Source organism: Kitasatospora sp. NPDC036755, from assembly GCF_040636595.1.
Lineage (GTDB): Bacteria > Actinomycetota > Actinomycetes > Streptomycetales > Streptomycetaceae > Kitasatospora.
The window spans coordinates 21,492-27,909 of the sequence record NZ_JBEZUT010000084.1; the positions used below are offsets into that span (position 1 = coordinate 21,492).

Below are 6,418 nucleotides of genomic sequence, written 5' to 3' on the forward strand. Positions count from 1 at the left end.
GGTTTCTCTGCTCCTGGAAAATGGGTTCGGACGTCCATTCTCGCCCGGAGACCGGTATCCGCGAAAGGCTGATCCTGCATCAATTCACTTATACGGGCTGGAGTTCCCTGGCGGTGACCGGGGAGATGCGCAGTGCCGTCCGCAGGGCCCGCGCCGCGAGGGCGTCCGTCGAGGCCGGAATTCCCATCCGCTCGTGCGTGTGCCGGGCATGGCCGAACAGCAGGTAGTTCGCCGGGGCATCGGGCCGGGCCGGGGCCTCGACGGCCGATCGGGCGGCGTCCAGGTAATTCCGCAGCGCGGTGCCGGCGAGTTCGCCCGACCGGAAATTCCCGAACCCCTCGGGCGTGGCCGCCGCGGCGAGCGCGGCGCCGTGGACGTCGGCCCGCTCCGCCGCACGGAGCCGCTCCTCGCGGGAGAGCCGGCCGACCCGCTCCTGCCAGTACAGGAAGAGGAACGCCGGCCGCTCGGACTCCGGGAGCAGCTCGACCAGCCGGCCCAGGTGCAGGACGGCGAAGCCCAGCTGCCGCTCCTCGTCCAGCGGGCCGTGGCGCAGCGTCTCCAGCGCCAACTCGCCGGAACGAAAAGCGAGTTCGTCGTCGAGGTGCACCCCGTCGAACGCCGGCCGGGGCGGCTCGGGCCGCTCGCCGGACTCCCGGTGGAGCCCGGCCCCGACGGGCCCGGCCGCGTCCCCGGACCGGACCGGGGCAGCCTCCGGGACGGCCCCCGACACGGCCTCCAGCGCGGCCTCCTCGGCGTGGAACCACAGGCCCCCGCCCCACCGGTCGCCGTCCGCCGGCCGGTGGAAGAACCACCGGGCCCCCGGGTCCTTCCGCCGCACTTCGTCCACCAGTGCCGGAATCGCCGCGTACGACTCGGAAACACCCTCCGCGGCCCGCGGATCCGCGCCGGGCAGATGGCAGAAGAACCAGATCCGTGACATTCCCAAGTCCCCTCGTAGTCCTCCGCGAACGCTCTGCGGACGAGGCTAGGGGAGAGGGACCGGCCTTTCCCGGCGGAGAGCGAAAACCGGGACCGGCCCGGCCGGGTTAGGGACCCCATAGGGGGGTTGTCAGGGGGTCGGACGGACGCCCGCTCCACAAGACTTCCCCTGGCGGAAGTATGCCGTGGTCCGACCGAGGGGTTTAGAGGAAATGCTGCGTACCGAGCTGATCCGACCGCTGCCCGAACTGTTGAAGGCGCACGCGGATCGCATGGGCGACAAGGTCGCCTTCAAGGATGCCCGGCGCAGCGTGAGCTACGCCGAACTCGAGGGCCGCACCCGCCGGCTGGCCGGCCACCTGGCCGACCTGAGGCTCCAGCCCGGGGACCGCGCCGCCATCCTGCTCGGCAACCGGGTCGAGATGATCGAGAGCTACTTCGCCGTCCTGCGCGCCGCGGGGATCGGGGTGCCCGTCAACCCCCGCTCCACCGACGCCGAACTGGCCCACATCCTCGACGACAGCGGTGCCCGGGTCGTCATCACCGACTCGGCCCACGCGGAGCAGCTGCGCCGTCTGCTCGACGAGGGCCGGCAGCTGCGCACCGTGATCGTCGCCGACGACGGCCGGGTGCCGGTGGGCGCCCAGTCCTACGCCGCGCTCGCGACCACCGAACCGGCCTCCCCGGCCCGGGACGACCTGGACCTCGACGACCTGGCCTGGATGCTCTACACCTCCGGAACCACCGGGCGCCCCAAGGGAGTTCTCTCCACCCAGCGCAACGGCCTGTGGTCGGTCGCGGCCTGCTACGTTCCGGTGCCCGGGCTCACCGCCGAGGACCGCGTGCTGTGGCCGCTGCCGCTCTTCCACAGCCTCTCGCACATCGCCTGCGTGCTGTCCGTGACGGCCGTCGGCGCCACCGCCAGGATCGTCGACGGGTTCTCCGCCGACGAGGTGCTGCGCGCCCTGGACGAGGAGTCCTCGACCTTCCTCGCCGGTGTGCCGACCATGTACCACTACCTGGTCCAGGCCGCCCGCGAGAAGGGCTTCCGCGCGCCGGACCTGCGGATGTGCCTGGTCGGCGGAGCCATCACCACCGCCGCCCTGCGCCGGTCGTTCGAGGCACTCTTCGACGCCCCGCTGCTGGACGCCTACGGCAGCACCGAGACCTGCGGCTCCATCACGATCAACTGGCCCACCGGCGCCCGGGTCGAGGGCTCCTGCGGCCTGCCGGTGCCGGGCCTCGGCGTCCGGCTGGTCGACCCGACGAGCGAACTCGACGTCGGCATCGAGGAGGAGGGCGAGGTCTGGGTCAAGGGCCCGAGCGTGATGGTCGGCTACCACAACCAGCCCGAGGCCACCGCCCAGGCCATGCGGGACGGCTGGTACCGCACCGGGGACCTCGCCAAGCGGAACGAGGAGGGCTACTTCACCGTCACCGGACGGATCAAGGAACTGATCATCCGGGGCGGCGAGAACATCCACCCCGGCGAGGTCGAGGAGGCCCTGCGCACCGTCCCCGGCGTGCTGGACGTCGCCGTGGTCGGCAAGCCGCACCCCGTCCTCGGGGAGGTGCCGGTCGCGTTCCTGGTGGCCGGCCCCGAAGGCCTCGACCCGGACGCCCTGTTCACCGCCTGCCGGGAACGCCTCTCCTACTTCAAGGTGCCCGAGGAGCTCTACGAGATCGGCCGGATCCCCCGCACCCAGTCCGGCAAGATCACCCGCCATGTGCTGCTGGACCAGCCCGCGCGCCTGCGCGCCGCGAGCGGCAGCCACTTCGACGCCCTGCAGCGCCTCGACTGGGTCCCCTTCGGCTCCCTCACCGCCGCCACCGAACCCGCCCCGAGCGGGAGTTGGGCGCTGGCAGGGGCCGGCGAGCGGTCCGCCGCGGCCGCCGGCCTGCGCGCGGCCGGCCTCGACGTCGAGGACCTCGGCGCACTCGCGGACGCCCGGACGGCCCTCGCCGCCGACACCCCGGCCCCGGCGGTCCTCCTGCTGACCGCCCCCGAGGCCGACGGCACCGGCACCGCCCTGTCCGACGCCGTGTCCGACGCGGTGTCCGCCCTCGCCGGCACCCTGCGGGAACTGCTGGCCGACGACCGCCTGGCCCGGACCCGCCTCGTCGTCCTGACCCGCCGCGGCGTGGTCACCGGCGCCGACGACGCCCGGCCCGACCTCCGGCACGCCGCCCTGTGGGGCCTCGTCCGCAGCCTCCAGGCCGAGTACGGCGCCGAGCGGCTGCGCCTGGCCGACCTCGACGGCGACGACCGTCCGAGCGTCCGCGCGCTGCTCGGCGCCCTGGCCTCCGGCGAGGGGCAGATCGCGGTCCGGGCCGGCGTCGCGATGCGGCCGAGGCTCGCCCGGGTCCTGTCCGCCGCCGACCGGGCCGAACGCCCGCTGCTCGACCCGCAGCGCACCGTGCTGGTGACCGGCGCCGACAGCGCGGCCGGCCGGTCGGTGGCGCTCCACCTCGTCGCCGGCTGGGGCGCCCGGCACCTGCTGCTGGTCAGCCCGGGCGGCCACGCCGACCCGGCCGCCGCCGAACTGGCCGCCGAACTCGCCGAACTGGACGCCGACGTGCAGCTGGTCGCCTGCGACCTGGCCGACCGGAGCGCCGTCGAGCGGCTGGCGCAGCTGCCCGTCGAGGCCCGGCGCCCGCTCACCGCCGTCGTGCACGCCCGCAGCGACCGGGACGCCGTCGGCGACGACCGGCTCCGGCACGCCCTGAGCGGCGTCCTGAACCTCCACGAGCTCACCAGGGGCGGCGAGTTGGGCTCGTTCGTGCTGCTCTCCTCCGCCGTCGGCACGTTCGGCGCGAAGGGCGAGGGCGACCGCGCCGCCTGGGCGGCCTTCCTCGACGCGCTGGCCCGGCACCGCCGCAGCCACGGCCTGCCGGCCCTCGCCGTCGCCTACGGCCCGTGGGCGGTCGGCCCGCACACCGAGTGGACCGCTTCACCCGGCGTCGGCGAGCTCACCGAGCAGGGCGGTCTCGCCATGTTCGACGCGGCGGTCATGGTCGACGAGCCCGCCCTGGTCGCGATGAAGCTCGACACCGCCCTGGTCGGCGGCGAGGACGAGGTCCCCGCGCTGCTGGAGGGACTCATCGAGCAGGCCCCCGGCACCAGCGCCGCCGACGCGGGACGGGCGGACGAACTGCGCGACCGGCTGGCCCCGCTCGCCGAGGCCGAGCGCTTCCGGACCCTGCTGGAGATCGTCCGGACCGAGGCCGCGCGCGTGCTGGACCTCGACGGCACCGGCACGATCGGCGTCGACCGGGCCTTCAAGGAACTCGGGTTCACCTCCGTCACGGCGGTGGGCCTGCGCAACCGGCTGACCGAGGCCACCGGCCTGCGGCTGCCCGCCACCCTGGCCTTCGACCACCCCACCCCCGGCGCCGTGGCCCGGCTGGTGCTCGGCGAGCTCCTGGGCGGCGCCCCGGACAGCGAGGACGACGCCGCGCAGAGCGCGCCGGACGCCCGCTTCGACGAGCCGATCGCGATCGTCGGGATGGCGTGCCGGCTGCCGGGCGGGGTGTCCTCGCCGGAGGAGCTGTGGCGGCTTCTGGTGGAGGAGCGGGACGCGATCTCCGGGTTCCCGGACGACCGCGGCTGGGACCTGGAGGCGCTGTTCGACCCTGACCCGGACCGGGCCGGCACCTCCTACGCGCGCGACGGCGGCTTCCTGGACGACGCGGCCGGGTTCGACGCGGGGTTCTTCGGGATCTCGCCGCGCGAGGCGCTGGCGATGGACCCGCAGCAGCGGCTGCTGCTGGAGACCTCGTGGGAGGTCTTCGAGCGGGCGGGCATCGACCCCACCGCGCTGCACGGCAGCAAGGTCGGCGTCTACTCCGGCGTCATGTACCACGACTACGCGTCCAAGGTGGAGCGGCTGCCCGAGGGCATCGAGGGCTACCTGGGCACCGGGACGGCCGGCAGCGTCGTCTCGGGCCGGGTGTCGTACACGCTGGGTCTCGAGGGCCCTGCGGTGACGGTGGACACGGCGTGCTCCTCTTCGCTGGTGGCCCTGCACCTCGCCGTGCAGTCGCTACGCCAGGGCGAGACCACGGTCGCGCTCGCCGGAGGCGTGGCCGTGATGTCACTGCCCGGCTCCTTCGTGGAGTTCTCCCGCCAGCGCGGTCTGGCGCCGGACGGCCGGGCCAAGGCGTTCGCGGCGTCGGCCGATGGGACGGCGTGGGCCGAGGGTGTGGCGGTGGTGCTGTTGGAGCGGTTGTCGGAGGCGCGTCGGCGTGGGCACCGGGTGCTGGCGGTGGTGCGGGGCAGCGCGGTGAATCAGGACGGTGCGTCGAACGGGTTGACGGCGCCGAACGGTCCGTCGCAGCAGCGGGTGATTCGGCAGGCGCTGGCGTCGGCGCGGTTGGCGTCGGCGGATGTGGATGTGGTGGAGGCGCACGGTACGGGGACGGCGCTGGGTGATCCGATCGAGGCGCAGGCGTTGCTGGCGACGTACGGGCAGGGCCGGCAGGCCGAACGGCCTTTGTGGCTGGGGTCGTTGAAGTCGAACATCGGTCATGCGCAGGCGTCGGCGGGTGTGGCGGGTGTGATCAAGATGGTGCTGGCGATGCGGCACGGGGTGATGCCGAAGACGCTGCACGTGGACGAGCCGTCGCCGAAGGTGGACTGGTCGGCCGGTGCGGTGGAGTTGCTGACCGAGGCACGGGAATGGCCGGCGGTCGAGGGACGGCCGCGCCGCGCCGCCGTCTCCTCCTTCGGCATCAGCGGGACCAACGCACACGTCGTACTGGAAGAGGCACCGGACGTTGACACCCCGTCGGACGCCCGGGACACGGGCGCCCTGCCGGTGGTGCCGTGGGTGCTGTCGGCGCGCTCGGAGGGCGGGCTGCGGGGGCAGGCCGACCGGCTTCACACGCTGCTGGAGGGCGATGCGGAACTGGACCCGGTGGACGTCGGGTTCTCGCTGGCCACGACCAGGGCCGCGATGGACCACCGCGCCGTGATCCTGGCGGGCGGCCGCGGTGAGGCCCTCGCGGAGCTCGCACTGCTGTCCGCGGGCGAGGAGCCGGCCGGCGTCGTCCTGGGCGTCCTGGACGACGGGACTCACGGCCGGGTCGGGGTGCTGTTCACCGGTCAGGGCAGTCAGCGGCTCGGAATGGGCCGGGGGTTGTACGAGGCGTTCCCGGTGTTCGCGAAGGCTTTCGACGAGGTGTGCGCGGAGCTGGATCCGCACCTGGAGGTGCCGCTGCGGGAGGTGGTCTGGGGCGGGGACGCCTCCGCGGTGGAGGCGACGGGGGTGGCGCAGCCGGGTCTGTTCGCGTTCGAGGTGGCGCTGTTCCGTCTGGTCGAGTCCTGGGGTGTCGGGGCTGATTTCGTGGCCGGGCACTCGGTGGGTGAGCTGGCGGCGGCGCATGTGGCGGGGGTGTTCTCGCTGGCGGATGCGGCGCGGTTGGTGGCGGCGCGTGGTCGTCTGATGCAGGCGTTGCCGGCCGGTGGTGCGATGGTCGC

General features: G+C 74.1%; 2 protein-coding genes. One reads left to right on the forward strand and one right to left on the reverse strand.

The features are described 5' to 3' along the window. Positions 1–88: 88 nt before the first annotated feature. Complete coding sequence (locus tag AB0E96_RS15400; protein WP_359823283.1) at positions 89–940, reverse strand: hypothetical protein; 852 nt, start codon at positions 938–940, stop codon at positions 89–91. Between the two features lie 211 nt (positions 941–1,151). Between AB0E96_RS15400 and AB0E96_RS15405 the strand changes: the two genes are divergently transcribed. Next, a partial coding sequence (locus AB0E96_RS15405; RefSeq protein WP_359823285.1) for a beta-ketoacyl synthase N-terminal-like domain-containing protein occupies positions 1,152–6,418 on the forward strand: 5,267 nt, incomplete at its 3' end.